Raw genomic sequence first — 15,347 nt, 5'->3', positions numbered from 1 at the left:
GAGGAAGCACGCAGCGATGTGTTCGATTACATCGAGATTTTCTACAACCGGCAACGCCGACATGGACATCTGGGTGGCCTTGCGCCAATGATGTTCGAGGCGGCTAACTCAAAATCCAGCAGCTAACCGTCTACGAAAGCGGGGGCGTACCAATGTCTCCGGCCAGTTGGAGCTGGAGATAACCAAGGCTCGTTTTTGGCAACTGCCTCAACTCGCCATGTCCCATCCCGATCCCGCAATGCGTCTCTCCGGCGTGCTTGGCTTGATATCGGTTGTTTTGGGTGTCCTATCCATTGTTCTGACATTCGCGCTTATGGGGCGCTAAAGGAGCGGGGATAGTTAAGGCGGTCTAACTACGTCCGCCTCATTCTGGTCCCCACGGATAGATCCCAATTACTTCGCGCCGCCATGCTCACCATCACCCATCCCGAACTGATGGCCGAAGCCATCAACTTCCCGGCCGGATTGCGTGCCCTGCGCATCGGTGGCGCTCCACGCCCCATTCTGCTGATCAAAGGCACCAAGGAAATGCTTCTGACCGCACGACTGAACCGCGGCTTCAAGATGTATGTCGTGCCATCCACGGTCGATGGGTGCGCCACCGTCGGACTCATTACAGCGTTCTTCGATGATGGAGACGAGCCGCTGATCTTGCGGACGCCGATGTTCGATGAATTTGAGACCCGATTTCTAAGGTCAGCACTGTTACGACCTGAGCTGGATGTCCATCTGTTTGATGAGCTCGGCAGGGAATTCCTTGGCTATCGATCCACCATTTCCATGCCTTTGGAGACCCGACTTCTTTTTGAAATGGCAAATTTTTTGCCCTTTTCTTACGAAGGCGTCAGGGCCATCCAGGACCATATGCCACTCTGGTTTGGGCTTCGGACACCAACAGAAGACGCCAACGCCATTTCAGTCGACTTTGCAGAACCTCTGTTCCCCGAAGACATTTTCATCGGCGACATGCGTCCGAACCATCACACCTATCACGGCAGCCCCGGGCACAGCCAAACATCGTTAGTCCGAGAGGAGCCAGGTGCCTATCAGGAGCGTGACATCGTCGCTTTGCTCTGCCGCGTCTTCCGGCCCGACCAGATTTTCCTTGCTCCGTTGAGGGTGACTGACAAAGAGGAAATCGCTGACGTAATGGTGGTCACCGACAGCCATCTCCTGCTGATCCAGGCTAAGGACAGCCCGAACACCGAGAGCACCCTACGCCAGACCATGGCAAGGAAGCGCGCACATTCTTCGCAGAAATTAAAGGCGGCGCTGGGTCAGGTAAAAGGTGCAGTCAAATACGTGCGATCACAGTCACCATTGGCCTTCTTCATCGACGATGACGAGCACGAGCTCGTGGTGGATCACCTCAACATTGCCACTCTGGTTGTCCTGAAAGAATTGTTCAATGACTCGTTCCGGGAATATGGCGAACAGATCCTTGCACTGGTCAATGACATCCACGCTCCGTGCATCGCCCTCGATTACGGGGAGCTCAGCATGTACACCGCTCACCTCCCCAGCGAGGACTTGTTCTTTGAGGCGTATTACCGGGTGATCAACACCGGCATCGACAGTGGGCAGCTCCCGCGGCTTCGGCTTGGAATGATTGCCCCTGGGGGCGATGGATAGGCGCCAAAGTATTTTCGACCCCGCCCCGTAGCCTTCTCTTTATTTCGAGAGTTGCGCCGTGCTTCCAGGAAGTCACTATGACTGATCAGTCCATTCAAGCTCACGCCACGAACGTCCGTCGATCGCTGGAAACGATGGGGGCCATCCTCCACACCTTGAAATTCCCTGGCGACGTTCCGGACAAAGTTCGGGTCGCATTGGCGTTGCTCCGCGCATCCTTTGACGATGCCGCCGGGCTAGTCGAGTTGGCCAGATTACATGGCGAAGAGTTTGCTGGCGCTTGTTTCTCTCTTCTGCGCCCCATGAACGAGAAATTCAAACGGGGCACATGGATTGCATTTTGTGCCACAGACGAGCAGTTGCAGAACTTCCTCGACGGTGGTCCGTTGCCTGGTGGTAACCAGATGGCGCAAGCCATCGAGAAAATGCCGCCCTTCGATCAACTTCCCGTGTTCTCCAAGCTCTATGAGAACGCAGGGGAGAAGTTTCATGATTTCGTCCATGGTGGACGCCAAATTGCGGGGGCTTATACGCGGGGCGACGGTATCGGTGCCGCGTTTGGCGCTGAGAACCTCAAAGGGGCGCTCAGCCACTCCGAAGCGGTCATTGGGACCGGGGCACAGGTCATCATCATGATCGCGGGAGAGGTTGTCCCTGATCAAGCACTTCGCGCCCTGGACGAGTTCCATAGGGTTTTTCTACCCCAACAGCAGGCAGCATCTCAAACATGACGCTGGGCCGCCTCGCCTCCCATGACCGCAGGCGGCGCTTGGCAAAACAGGGTTCAGAGTGCACTTTCTCTGAAACTCGACTCTGAGAAGGTCCGGATTTGACGGACACCTTTGAAGGGAACAATCCCCTAGGGAGATTGCATGTCACGCCGGTCGCTGGACTTCGCATACCTGGAGCGAGAAGTAAGCCAAGCGTTACTTAATACAGCTGATCCGTCGCCAAGCGCGGTCGAGCGATGGTCTTTCGCTCTCGGCTTTCTCATAGCGGGGATCGCCTCCTTGGTTGGAACTTTGATCGGAGGCTCGACCGGACTTCGAATCGTCCAGGTGGGGTTGGTGCTTGAGCTTGCTGGGGTGCTCGTGAGCGTCGTCTGCTTTGTTCGACGCGTGTGGGGGACTTTTGCGCACAAGCATGTGGGTCTCGCGTCCGATCTTGATCGGGATTTTGAAGAGCTTCAGAGGGTGCTCACGTGGCTGCGAACGTTCCCGTATGAAGAACGGTCCCGCCGCCTTCGCTTCTTGCAAGGGCGCAAGGCGACATTTGCCTATCGATTTGGCTTGATCGCCGGCGGCGTGGAGCGGCTGGGTGTGCTTCCAGTACTCGGTCTGCTCTATCTGCAGTTCAAAGACTGGGAGTTCGGTGACTGGGAGGCGCTTGGCCGGGTCCACATGGTTGGCGGCCTGCTGCTGTGGATGCTGCTGCTCACCTATCTCGGTGCCTGGTGGCTAGCGGGATTGAAAGGGCGCGTTGATCTGTACGAAATCTTGCTCACGGAAGCGTGCATTGAACCGAGTCCGGTGGCTGATGCTGGTGAAGAATCGGAGCGCTGTGTTGTTCTGAGTACACCCTGACAGGGATGGGGCATTCGCCACATCACCTCTCGTAAGCAGCTCGAGCGAGACAAACCGGTCGGTGGCAAAGATGCCGCTCATATTTTTGGATGGGCAAGATGAATCGAACACAGAAGCGTCAATTGGATCTCTACGTGCACTTTCGCGATCGTGACATGTCTGTGTTCGCGCTATTTCGCTTTAGCTGGCGCCTCTACGTCTTCATATTGGTCGTCGGTGGTCTGTCAGTCGCAGCAATGATCCATTTGCGGTCGCCTCTTTTTGCATGGGCGTTTGCGCTGGGCTACTCGCTCATTGTGCTCAGGGATGCGGGGGGCTTTCTGAGGACGTCCAGAGCTTGGCCGATGGTTCGAGAGGTTTTGGATTGGTCGAAAGTGGATGAGCTGAGTAAAAAGTAAGGCGAGAGGATCACGCCGCCTCCCTCAGTTTTACCCCGGAAGCGCGCCGACATTTGATTAGTCTGGCGCCGTCACGCTCGCCCTCGTCCTGGCGGACACCCATCTCACCCAACCCTGACAGACGATGCGCATCCTGCTTGTTAGGGTCGAGCAGTCACTCGCGCTGTCGTGTTGAAGAGCTTCGCGAACGACCATGACCACCAAGTCATGAGGCGCGAGCCGTGAGTGCTACCAACACCCACGACCCGCTAACCATCACCAACTCATGGAAGTTGATCATGGCTACCCACGATCATACGGTACGCACTCGCCCGTCCGTTCCCCCTGACGGCACCCTCACTCCTCCATCTGGCTACCCGTCACACACACGTGCGGCGTGGCCCGAAACCCTGCGCTCTTGCACTCGCGGTGACATCGCCCTGGCGGTGCTCGCCCTCACGCGTCTGCGTGTCGACAGCGAGCAATGCCGCAAGGCACAGGCGCGGGGATTCCCCGGCAGAACGCTGGAATGGCCGCTTCCCATGGCCGTCACGGCCAGCCTGGGCACGGCCATCCACTGCCTCCAGCAATACGCCAGCCTGCTCGGTCACGAGCCCCGAGTGAACACGCCACGCATCCGATGATCGCCACTGCGGCGCATCGGCCGGCATGGCGATGCGCCGCTTCGGGCGATCACCGACAAAGCCACCGGGCATTCACTGACACGGAGCGCTGTAAGCGCCTATCCGCCGTGCGGTCGTGCCCGACAGGGAGGACAACCCATGGAACTGATCCAACTCACCCCGCACCTGGACGTGGACCCCTCGCAACCGCTGCGAGCCCCCGGCGACATCCTGCTGCACGCCTACCTGATCCCCAGCGCCCTCAACCCCGCCCAACTCGCCCGCCGCACCGGCATATCCGCCCGCGACATCAAAGCCTTCATCGACGACACCCGCCCCATCACCCCCAAGATCGCCATCCGCCTCGCCCTCGCCCTCGACACCACCGCCTTCTACTGGCTGGCACTGCAGGCACGGTACGACCTGGAAAGGGAAAAACCCGTGGTCCGCGCCTATCGCCCTCTCGTTGATTAAGCGGCTTAGGCAACAGAAATTCGCCGGCATTCCGGAAAAAGGGGCTGAGCAAATCCCGCCTAACGACCTTCGTCCCCTCCCGCGCTAATGCAGTCGGTGCCTCTATGTCGAGGCCAGTTATGGATCGGAGCGCTTGCGCAAGTTCTTGCGATTTGCTATTGGTCTAGGCCTGCGCCCCAAACGGGGCGCAGGCGGCGCGGCTGGGGAGTCGCTGTCGTTACAGGAGTGCTTGGCAACTGCGTGCGCGGTTGCCTCTAAGGGACGAAAGCCAGGGGATGTGGAATGAAGATTCAAGGAACGCTGCTGGCCGTCGTGCTGGCACTGTGCTCTGTGTCCGCGTGGTCGCAAGCGATCTACCCGGAGAACGAGTACAAGAAGCTCATTCGAGTCGATGAGGAGATCAATCCGCTGGGAGAGAATCCTTTCGGCGAATCCGTCAGCCTCTACGACGGCTCCTTCACTTTCACGCAAACCGATATTCATGTCCCTGGCATCGGTCCCTCTATCGATATCACCCGCACCTTCAGGGCCGACGGTGACATTCCCTTGCGTCAGGGCAACGGGGCGTTTGGCGATTGGGATATCGAAATACCTCGTCTCACAACGCTGACCTCCGATTCTGGTAATCACACCGGCTGGGTCGTGAACAGTCTGGTTTACACGGATCGCTGCACCAATATGCGTGAGCCGCCCTGGATTCTTATGGGGCGCCCGGGAAATCCTCCGATCGAAGCGGAGGAGTGGTGGAATGAGGGATACCGTCTACACATGCCAGGAAGTAGCGGGCAAGACGTGGTGATTCTGGCGGATGTAAATCCGGTGCGCCCTCAGAAACCGGGTTATCAGTTTGTCGCGACCACCAAAGACCACTGGATGGTGGCCTGCGCCAGTGCGACTGCCAATGGGCAGCCCGGCGAATCATTCGTTGTCTTCTCCCCGGACGGAACCCTGTATCGCCTGAACTATCTCGTCTATCGAGATGCGCGCGACTTCGTCATCTTCCGCAAGAAAGGCTACATGCTTGCGACCTCCGTGGAGGACCGCTTCGGCAATTGGGTCCACTACAACTATACCGCCGGAAAAATCAGCAGCATTGAAGCGAGTGACGGTCGCCTTGTGACATTCGGCTACAACGCCGATGGCACTCAGATCGCGCAAATCAATGTGGTTGCGGGTAACCAGACACGAACCTGGTGGTATGAATATCAAAAGACAATCACGGGCTACACGCTGACCGGTGTGACGCTGCCCGACAGCGTCAGCAAATGGAGCTATCAGTTCGAGAATCTAGGTTACGAGGTCAAGTCCTACATGCAGGACATGCCGCGCGATTGCCCAGACCCCACTTTGCCGGAAAACGTCACCGTAACTGGGCGTGCAACCAGCCCATCGGGGCTCTTTGCCACGTTTGAAGCGAGGCCGATGCGTCATGGTCGATCGGCCGTGCCTGAGATGTGTGAGGTTCCGCCGCAGGAGACGGATCAGCGTGGCTACCTGCGAATTCCGCGCTACTACAACAACCTTGCGCTGACCAGGAAGCAATTCACTGGCGCAGGACTGTCGACACAAGAATGGATCTATACCTATCCAACCGCGGTAGCCAGCTGGGCGTCTGAGTGTGGAAGCGGTTGTCCGTCAACCAAACAGGTGGACGTAAAGGACCCCTCGGGAAACTACACGCGCTACACCTTTAGTAATCGCTTCGACGCAAGCGAAGGCAAGCTGCTTCGTACTGATTACTACAGTGGCGCTGTGGCGAGCAATCCCGTTCGTTCGGATGTGCTGGCCTACGCGGACCCTGCGGGAGGCCCATGGCCCGCGAGGTATGGATACAACCCGGTGCTCTACCTCAACTCGGACAAGATCACGCAGGAGATGCCTGTACGCTCCAGGACAACCATCCAGGACGGCGATTCCTACGTGTGGGAAGCCACTGGCTTCAATGAGTTCGCTCAAGTCACGCAGACCAGGCGCTACAACAGCATACCCGGGCAAGCAGTGATCGAAGAGCGCACCACATATCTCAATGACCGGCCGCACTGGGTGCTAGGACTGCCTCTGCAAACGGATAACTTGACGAGGAACGAGACGGTCACCCGCAACGAGTACGACCCCAGTAGTCTCACGCTGGCCAAGCGCTGGCATTTCAACAAGCTCGCGATGAGCTATGCATTCAATGGCCAGGGTTTGCTAGCCAGCTTTACCGACGGCAATAACAACACGACAGCGCTGAGCAACTACAAGCGGGGCATTCCCCAAACGATCAACTATCCCGACAACACCAGCGAATCGCTGGTGGTAGATGACTTCGGTCAAATTAGGAGCATTACGGACCAGGCTCGTAATACCACTGGTTATGACTACGACGCATTGGGCCGTCTCGCCTACATTACCTATCCTTCAGGTGATGAGGTGTCGTGGTATCCGAAGGCCATCAGTTTCCAGTTGATCGGCGCCGACCGCGGTGTGAATGGCACCCATTGGCGGCGAACCGTTACGAAGGGGAATGCTCGATCGGTGACCGACTTTGACGCCTTGCTACGTCCGGTCATCTCGGACACGTATGACATCTCAAATGGCAACTCGCATACGAGTACTCGCACGGACTACGACTGGAAGGGCCAAAAGACGTTCGCGTCCTATCCCGTCGCTGGCAGCCCGGATTTGGCGGGCATGTCGGCGGGCACATCAAGCGCCTACGATTCTTTGGGAAGGTTGAAAACCACCTCGCAGACCTCGGAACTCGGTTTGCTCACCGCAACCACCGTCTATCTTTCCGGGGCGCGCAAACAAGTAACCGATCCCAAAGGCTTCACAACGACGATCAGCTACCAGGTGTTTGATCAGCCGGCTTACGACGCCGTGACGCTGTTGCAGGCACCGGAGGGTGTCAATCAGTCCGTCACGCGCGATGTGTATGGCAATCCGGAAGAGATCCATCAGTGGGGTACGGCGAATGGCTACAGCAATGATGTGGTCAAACGCTTCTATTACGACAGCTACTATCGGCTGTGCCGCACTTCGGAGCCGGAGAGCTATAGCGAGGTGACGGCCTACGATGCAGCCGACAACGTCGCCTGGACGGCATCGGGTCTACGGATTTCAGGCGATGGCTGCGGGCAGGAAGTGGTGGCTGACGGCGCCAAGATCCAGCGCACCTACGATGCGATGAACCGCGTAAAGACGCTGTTGCCCCCTAGTGGGACGCAGAGCACCGTCTATACCTATGATCCGCTTGGTAACGTGAAGCAAGCCGATTCAGGGCTATCCTCCTGGGTGGGCATCCGCAACAAGCTGGGCCAGCTGACCTCCGAGACACTGAATGTCACCGGTAATGGGAGCAACGTGCTCCGTTACGAGCACGACGGTCACGGTAGCGTGCGCACCATCACCTATCCCGACACCACGGTTGTGGACTATGCACCGGATGCATTGGGCCGCCCGACACGGGCGGGCAGCTTCGCCAGCAACGTCAGCTACGATCCGGACGGCGATATTAAGTACTTTGTCTACGGCAACGGAGCGGAGTACATCACCGACAAGAACGAGCGCCACCTATTGCGCAACTTCACTTATACCAAGGGCGGTGCGTTCAATCTCAGCGAAGATCTCGCCTACGACAAGAACGGCAACATCACCAAGCTGACGGACATTGCCGGCGGCCTCCGTACCAAGGAGATGAGCTACGACGCACTCAATCGCCTCACCCAGGCCAAGGCCGATGGGCTGTGGGGCACAGAGAGCTATGCCTACGACCCGGTCAACAACATCCGTCAGCGCATGACTGCGGGGCAGGCGTTTGACTACAACTACGACGGCACCAATCGCCTGATGACGATTACCCAGGCAGGTAATGCCGTGATGACGTTGGGATATGACGACCGCGGCAACGTGACCAATAAGAACGGCAACGCGTTGCTCTTCGATGCAAAGAATCAGCTGACCAGCATTCCTGGCTACGGAAGCCACTACTACGACGCTTCCGGGCGGCGAGTGCAAAAGGCAAGGCCGGACGGTTCGTCGACTTACTATTTCTATAATCAGGCAGGGCAGCTCCTCTATCAATTCGATACGGCCAATGCGAAGACCACGGCCTACATCTATCTAGGCCGAAAGCTAATTGCCCGCAACGAGGGCTCGGCGTCGGCCATTCGTGGCAACATCGATGGCGTATCCGTTGATGGGAACGGACTGAATGCCAAGATCAACGGCTGGGCGTGTTCGTCCTCGATCACTCAATCGATTGCAGTGCACCTTTACGTGGGTGGTCCCGCCGGGACTGGGACTTTCATTGGGTCCTACAACGCAAACCTGGCAAGCGAGGCTGGGGTGGCGACTGCATGCGGTGTCGGCTCCGGAAGCTTTCGCTTTGGTATCTCGGTGGCCGACGCAACGCGCGCACAGTACGCCGGGAAGAGCATCTATATCCACGGCATATCGCCCGTAGGTAATGACAATGCACTGATTGCAGGCTCGGGTAATTTCAGTGTGCCGGCGATGCCAACCGCGCCGGCCATGCCGACAACCATCTCCGCAACCAAGGCTGCGGACCTAACTCGGATCGATGTCAGTTGGTCAGCAACAACAGGGGCGACAAGCTACAAGATTGAGCGCCAGTTCAATACGGATGCGTGGGCTCAGATCTACAGCGGTACCGCCACCAGCTTTACCGTCAGCGGGCCGGCAGATGGCAACTATGGCTTCCGTGTGCAGGCTTGCAATGCCATCGGCTGCAGCGCAGCACAGACCTCCGCTGTCGTCAGTATTGCGCATATTCCGCCGACGCCGGGCTCGATTAGCGTGCCTGCCAGCAGTACCGGATCACTGAGTGTCAGTTGGACGGCGAGTGCATTCGCGAGCAGTTATGTGTTGGAGCAAAGCGTGAACGGCGGTGGTTGGTCGGTGATCTACAACGCAGGTAGTACGAGCACCTCGTTTTCTGTGGGTGCATCGGGAACCTACGTCTATCGTGTCAAGGCGTGCAATGCCAACGGCTGCAGCGGCTATGCCACGAGCGGTACAGTCGCGGTAACGATCCCCCCATCGTCGGCCCCCTCGTTGAGCGCGCCAGGTAGTAGCAACACCGGTACCTACACGGTGTCCTGGAGCGGCGTCGCCGGTGCGACCAGTTACACCTTGCAAGAGCAGGTGAGTGGCGGTGGTTGGACAACGGTGCAGGCCAGTGGAGCCACCAACTGGGGAGCAGGTGGCAAAGGCAATGGTACCTACGGCTATCGCGTGCAGGCCTGCAATACTGCCGGCTGCGGTGCTTGGAGTGGCACTGTAAATGTGGCGGTCAGCTTGGTGCCTGCAGCGCCGAACTTCAGCGGTCCCTATCTTTCCACGAAAGGAAGGATCGATAGCTGGACGGTCTATTGGGATGCCGTGCCGGGAGCTACGCGCTACGAAATTGTGCGGGCTGACAATGGCGTGACGGTCTATTCCGGTACTGCTCTTTCTTACGTTTTGGAGTCCGGAACCTCGCCTTATCCCTGGCTGGAGAACTCTTACCGTCTGCGGGCCTGCAACGGCAATGGCTGCTCGCCCTGGGTCGACGTCTACTGACTTTGAGAGGAATGACCCACATGATCGCGAGGCTTTTTTCTTGTTTCCTGCTGTGTCTGATCTCATCGCTCGCCAATGCGGGGACGGTGACCTACATCTATACCGATCACCAAGGGACTCCGTTGGCGGAAGCTGATGCGCAAGGGGGACTTACGGCAACATTCGACTATAGGCCTTATGGTGGGCTGGCTTTGGGCGGAGCAAGTGCTGGGCCAGGCTTTACAGGGCATGTGACCGACATGGACACAGCGTTGGTCTATATGCAGGCGCGCTACTACGACCCGGCCGTCGGAAGATTTCTGAGCGTAGATCCGGCGATGCCAGGAGTGGCCAACGTATTCAACTTCAACAGATATGGGTATGCCAACAATAGCCCGTACGTGTACGTCGATCCGGACGGACGCTGCGCCAATTTGTGCACGGCTGCAGTAGGAGTAGTGGTCGGCGCAGTGGTCGGCGCTGCCATTGAGGGCTACAAGCAAGCTAGAGCAGGTTCATTCAACGGTAGAGCTCTGGCGGTCGAGACTGGAAAAGGGGCCGTCGTGGGTGGCTTGATGGGGTTGACTGGAGGTGCTGCCGCGGCAAGCGGTTTAACCTTGGAGGCTCAGTTGGCAACCAATTTCATGGTAGGAACGGGAGTCGGCACTGGAGCTGAAGCCATTGGCGAGGTCGCCAAGGGTAATCCGGCCCCGAGCCCCGAACAGTCGTTGAACGTTGGGCTTGTAACGGGGCTTGCAGGAATGGCGGGTAGTGCTACCGCGCCGGGTGCCCGGGCATTAACAACTACAGTCACGCCAGCTATAAAGGCTTTTCCTGTGAACTCTGTCTCCGGAAAAACTTTTTACACCTTGAATGTCCCCGCGAAAGTAATCGAACGACCCGTAATGGCAGAAGCCGTAAACAGTCTTATGGGCGGTGTCGTTGAAGAAGACTTGAAGCACTTGGAGTAGGCGCCATGCTAAATATTGTTCAGAGTGCTTGTGATTTGAGGAAGGGTAATGAGCCGTAGCCAGTTCTTCCAAATGACTGATTGCTTGCTCGTGCTCCTAGGGGTGGCCGTCATCTACTATTTTCTGCGTTGTGTCTACAGATCGCTTCGAGAGGGTCATGTGATGATAAATGGCCAGATGACCACGCAAAAAGAGAGTCCGGGGGCCTTCTGGATGACTATCATTTCATGGCTCGCGTTGAGTGGCATCGTAGTTTGGAAAATCGTTGAGGCGGTTCCCAACATCCTCGCTCCATGAAGCAGGAGTAGCACGCGAACGGGCCGAAAACGGGGTCAGGTTCACTTCTCTCCAGTTCAGAAGTGAACGATGCCCCGTTTGAGTTTGCCGCGCACACTAAGGGCAACCGCCGCCGCGAAACTAACGCGCGGCCACGGCGAAGAACTCGCCACAACGGCCGCGGCTAGCACCGCGACCGTGTGATGGTCCTTCCACCGGCTCAGCGGCCGCCCGTGATCTTCGTGCGCGTGCTCACATGCACGTAAAAAAGGGGGCAGAGTGCTTTTTCTCAGAAGAATGCGCTCTGCCCCCTTTTCACCGCTAGACGCTAAAGCGGGCTAAGTCGGTCGAACTACCTCCGGCCCCATGGCTACCAGTGCGCCTACCCGCTCCCGTTGCTCTGCTGTTGGCTGCTCGCCACGGTGTTCATGCTGTCTGAGCCAGCTGTCTGTGCCTACGCATATAGATGACCTGTGCCGTGACACCGGCGATGAGAAGTACCAGCAGCGCTCCCATGGCTCCAAGAAGAATCGGTGACTTCGGGTCCGTCACCAGCGGGTGACCATCCGGACACGGCGCAGGGTTTCGGAAACTGCGGGTAACACGAGCAGGAATGAGGTCAGCGTCAGGCTGATGGTCTCGATGTATCGCCTCGCGCTTTGCCGCCAGGGCAGCCGTTCGACGCCATAGCCCACCAGCAATAGCACGAGTGTTGCGCCCGCGATGACGTAACTGACCGACTGGTGTGCAATGAGCGCGATGGTGGCTGCGCCGATCAGCATCGAAACAAGATAGACGGTGCCTGCGGTCGAGCGAGGCACAATTCGACCGGAGCGGCCGAACATATAGACGGCGGCCGGAATGGCCGGGAGGCTGCCGAGGGTGTGTATCCATCCGGGCGGCGAGATTCCAAACATGGGCTTCTCCTCAAAGCGTTGGGGTGAGGGTGAACAGGTTCCGGAGCGATTGGCTCAGGATTTTTTGACGCTCTCACCTGTTCGCTGCTCGCGCCATGTCGGTTACCTCGCTGTGTAGCTTTAGCCAACGGGGTCGACTAACGGGATCAGGTTCACTTCGCTTTAGTTGGAAGTGAACCTGACCTCACTTGCTTGCTGGGAGGGCGAGAGGTGACCAACAACCCTTCTTTCGGACGTAAGCGATCTGCGCCCTTGTGGTGCGGCCGCGAATGCGGAGCCAAGACAAGGTCTAACCCGCGCGCAAAGGGTAGAATCGCCGCCCCCAAGGAGACCCCGCCATGCGCACGGAACGTATCGCCTACCTAATCGCGCCTCTTCTGATGGCCAGCACGCTGGCCCACGCAGATCCGAAGTGGATGAAGGAATCATCAGAAATCCAGAGCCTTCTCAAGTCCGTGTCTACGGTCGAGGGCGATCTGGGAGTGCGTTTCGCGAACGTTGGCCTTCGTGTCAATGCCGTTCGTCTGGAGGAGATTAGCCAGGAGGACATCAAAGAAGACCCGATGCTGCAGCCGGGCGATGTCGAGATCAGCATCCTGACTGAAGGCACTCCGCACTCGGGCGACTGCAAGGTCCTCGGCTCGCCGACCTTCCTCCGGCGCAAGGGTCAGTTCCTGCCGCAGGATCGCACTGGGATGTGGCTACTCACGGGCGTTTGCGCCGTTCCCAACTAATCGCAGAAAGTGATAACGGGGTCAGGTTCACTCCTGGGATGCGAGAAGTGAACCTGACCTCGCTTCTTAGATCTGCTCCAACTGACCGCGCATCTGGACGTGGACCCCTCGCACCGCTGCGAAGCCCCGGCGACATCCCGCTGCACGCCTACCTGATCCCCAACGCCCTCAACCCCGCCCAATTCGCCCGCCGCGCCGGCATATCCGTCCGCGACATCCGAGCCTTCATCGACGGCGCCCACCCCACCACCCCAAGACCGCCATCCGCCTCTCCCTCGCCCTCGACACCACCGCCTTCTACTGGCTGGCACTGCAGGCACGGTACGATCTGGAAAAGGCAAAGCCCGTGGTCCGAGCCTATCGTCCGCTCGCTGACTAAGCGGCTTTGGTATGGGGCGTTTGAGCTTGACCCATATCCGGGTGTCCGTTTCCGACCTAGGGTGGATGTCAGGGGACGAGGCCAAAGACCTTCAAAAGGGGAAGGCATGTGGTAAACCTGGATTACTGGATCAGTCAACCATGGGTCCAGTTGCTCTGTTTCATTGTTTTCACAAGCATCACGGCTAAGGGTCTTAGGACGGGCAGCGCAACCCTCGTGTACCAAACATACAAAAGATCCGAGGACCCTGAGCTCTATTGGGCTGGAATCGTTCTCAGTGCGCTGGCGGCTGCCAGCATGCTTCTTTTGCTTGTCCACGGGCTAACGAACTGGCCGGACATTTGATAAATGGCATGTCCGCTCCCGAACCAGTGCGGACATGCCAGGCATGGCGACATGCAACCAAATTGAGGCACAAGCCTTTTGGGGGACAGATGCTGAAACGCCTGGTCGCTGTCGTTACCTTCCTTGCGTGTCCTTGCCTGTCGGCACTCGCCGACCCGCATGCCCGGACAATCCAGCGAGAAGATGCTGCCATCTTGCGGGTAGTCCTAAGTTCGCAATGCCAAGCCCAGGATGGATTTGAACTTCTCTCGTCCAAAACCATTGCGCCACGAGAGCGCGACGACATGGGGGAAGCTGATGAGTCAGGTGCTTTTGCTGACCTGAAACGCAGAAACGACTCCACCACCTCGCTGCCAGAAAGCGTTGCCTGCAGGGGAGCACGATTGCACCCTAAAGAGGAGATCCAAGGGTTTTTCGATCGTGAATCCATTGCGGCAGGGAAGGCATCGCTGGACGAGGCATGGAAGAAACTGTACGAATCTTTCCCCGGTGCCACTGGTTGGACGGCCGTGAGCCTTCCAGGTTATTCCCCGGACGGAGATATCGCTGTCGTGTACGTCGCCGAGTATTGCGGAAGTCTGTGCGGAAAGGGGTTTTACGTGTATCTCCGTCGCACCAAAGACAGGTGGCAAGTGCTCATCCGCTTTCCAGTCTGGGTATCGTGAAAGGGTCCGCTTTCGACCTGAGCGGACCTTAACGGAAAAGCGATTGGGGTCTGACTGGGGGAGACATGAGCGCGAGCCGGTTGGCGAATTTGGCATTGGTTCTTGCAGTCACTGGCTGGCTGCTCGCGTTTTACGGCGTCATGTCTCAGCTTGGTGACCCGGCGCCGACGGTGCCCCGCGCGGCCATCGAAAGCCAGAGGCATGTGTCCCTCACTGTCTTGCTGGTCGGAGTCATGTGCCTTCTCTGCTCACTTTGGCTCTCAGGTCGTTCGTTCGTCGAGGCCAGGAAGCGTTCGCTGATGGCAGCGACATTGGTTGCAGTTCCAGCTATTGCATTAGTTGCGGGCTTGTACTGATTACGGACAGAGTCGTTACGTCCACCTCCGACTCGATGCGGACGGTGATATGTATGGCTAACCATCTCGATAGGACAAGGGAGCGGATATGACGCCAGAGAGCTTTGTTTGGAAACTCCACGCCACGGTCGTGGAGGATAACCACGCCATCTATCGCGCCCTGCTGTTGAATACCGACCCCAAGGATGCCTTCGACCCGTACTGGAAGCGCGTACTCACGATCTTCAGTGATCTGAGCGCAGAACAGCGGGAAGTACTTATAGAACTGACGCGTCAGGTCGCGATTGATACGACCGCCAATGTGCTGGGCGTTATCGATGGGACGCGTGCATTGGAGGACGTCGACGGCGAATTTCGCCTGACCTACGGCGCGCGAAATCTGGCCGGTGACTTGCAGAGCCTATTCCTGGAGCGGGCCGAGCAGCTTGCTCCGTGATGTCTGCTTCCGACCCGATATGCATGACCGGACGC

At 58.0% G+C, this 15,347-nt stretch carries 11 protein-coding genes; 10 read left to right on the top strand and 1 reads right to left on the bottom strand.

Features of this window, described 5'->3' with window-relative positions:
- The 7 genes from CA260_RS18055 to CA260_RS18020 form a co-directional block, all read left to right on the top strand.
- On the top strand, positions 1 to 126 hold a 126-nt coding region (locus CA260_RS18055), incomplete at its 5' end, for an IS3 family transposase (protein ID WP_146745379.1).
- Between the two features lie 282 nt (positions 127 to 408).
- Positions 409 to 1,632, top strand: coding sequence for a hypothetical protein (locus CA260_RS18050; protein ID WP_111984374.1), 1,224 nt, complete (start codon positions 409 to 411; stop codon positions 1,630 to 1,632).
- Between the two features lie 77 nt (positions 1,633 to 1,709).
- Positions 1,710 to 2,363: a DUF6988 family protein gene (locus CA260_RS18045; protein WP_111984373.1), complete on the top strand. Its 654-nt coding sequence runs from the start codon at positions 1,710 to 1,712 to the stop codon at positions 2,361 to 2,363.
- Between the two features lie 141 nt (positions 2,364 to 2,504).
- Positions 2,505 to 3,215: a hypothetical protein gene (locus tag CA260_RS18040; protein WP_111984372.1), complete on the top strand. Its 711-nt coding sequence runs from the start codon at positions 2,505 to 2,507 to the stop codon at positions 3,213 to 3,215.
- A gap of 1,159 nt (positions 3,216 to 4,374) precedes the next feature.
- Positions 4,375 to 4,689, top strand: coding sequence for a HigA family addiction module antitoxin (locus CA260_RS18030; protein ID WP_111984370.1), 315 nt, complete (start codon positions 4,375 to 4,377; stop codon positions 4,687 to 4,689).
- Between the two features lie 282 nt (positions 4,690 to 4,971).
- Entirely contained in the window at positions 4,972 to 10,254 is a 5,283-nt protein-coding gene (locus CA260_RS18025; RefSeq protein WP_111984369.1) for a chitinase N-terminal domain-containing protein, read from the top strand.
- A gap of 20 nt (positions 10,255 to 10,274) precedes the next feature.
- Complete coding sequence (locus tag CA260_RS18020) at positions 10,275 to 11,204, top strand: RHS repeat domain-containing protein (protein ID WP_172461894.1); 930 nt, start codon at positions 10,275 to 10,277, stop codon at positions 11,202 to 11,204.
- A gap of 824 nt (positions 11,205 to 12,028) precedes the next feature.
- Here the strand turns inward: CA260_RS18020 and CA260_RS18010 are convergent.
- Positions 12,029 to 12,397 (bottom strand): hypothetical protein, encoded by a 369-nt coding sequence (locus CA260_RS18010; protein ID WP_238149809.1) that lies wholly within the window; start codon positions 12,395 to 12,397, stop codon positions 12,029 to 12,031.
- Between the two features lie 338 nt (positions 12,398 to 12,735).
- On the opposite strand from CA260_RS18010, the gene CA260_RS18005 reads away from it, so the two are divergent.
- The 3 genes from CA260_RS18005 to CA260_RS17985 all read left to right on the top strand — a co-directional run bounded on the left by CA260_RS18005 (position 12,736) and on the right by CA260_RS17985 (position 15,312).
- A complete protein-coding gene (locus CA260_RS18005) occupies positions 12,736 to 13,131 on the top strand; it encodes a hypothetical protein (RefSeq protein ID WP_111984366.1) in 396 nt (131 codons plus the stop codon).
- Positions 13,132 to 13,944: 813 nt separating this feature from the next.
- The gene (locus CA260_RS21000; protein WP_146745378.1) at positions 13,945 to 14,520 is read left to right on the top strand and encodes a hypothetical protein; all 576 of its coding nucleotides are present in this window, start codon (positions 13,945 to 13,947) and stop codon (positions 14,518 to 14,520) included.
- Between the two features lie 444 nt (positions 14,521 to 14,964).
- A complete protein-coding gene (locus CA260_RS17985) occupies positions 14,965 to 15,312 on the top strand; it encodes a hypothetical protein (protein ID WP_038621554.1) in 348 nt (115 codons plus the stop codon).
- Positions 15,313 to 15,347 lie beyond the last annotated feature (35 nt).

The sequence above is a fragment of the Dyella jiangningensis genome (assembly GCF_003264855.1).
Taxonomy (GTDB): domain Bacteria; phylum Pseudomonadota; class Gammaproteobacteria; order Xanthomonadales; family Rhodanobacteraceae; genus Dyella; species Dyella jiangningensis_C.
The sequence above is the reverse complement of the archived record's forward strand: the minus strand, read 5'-3'. Positions and strand labels throughout refer to the sequence as shown.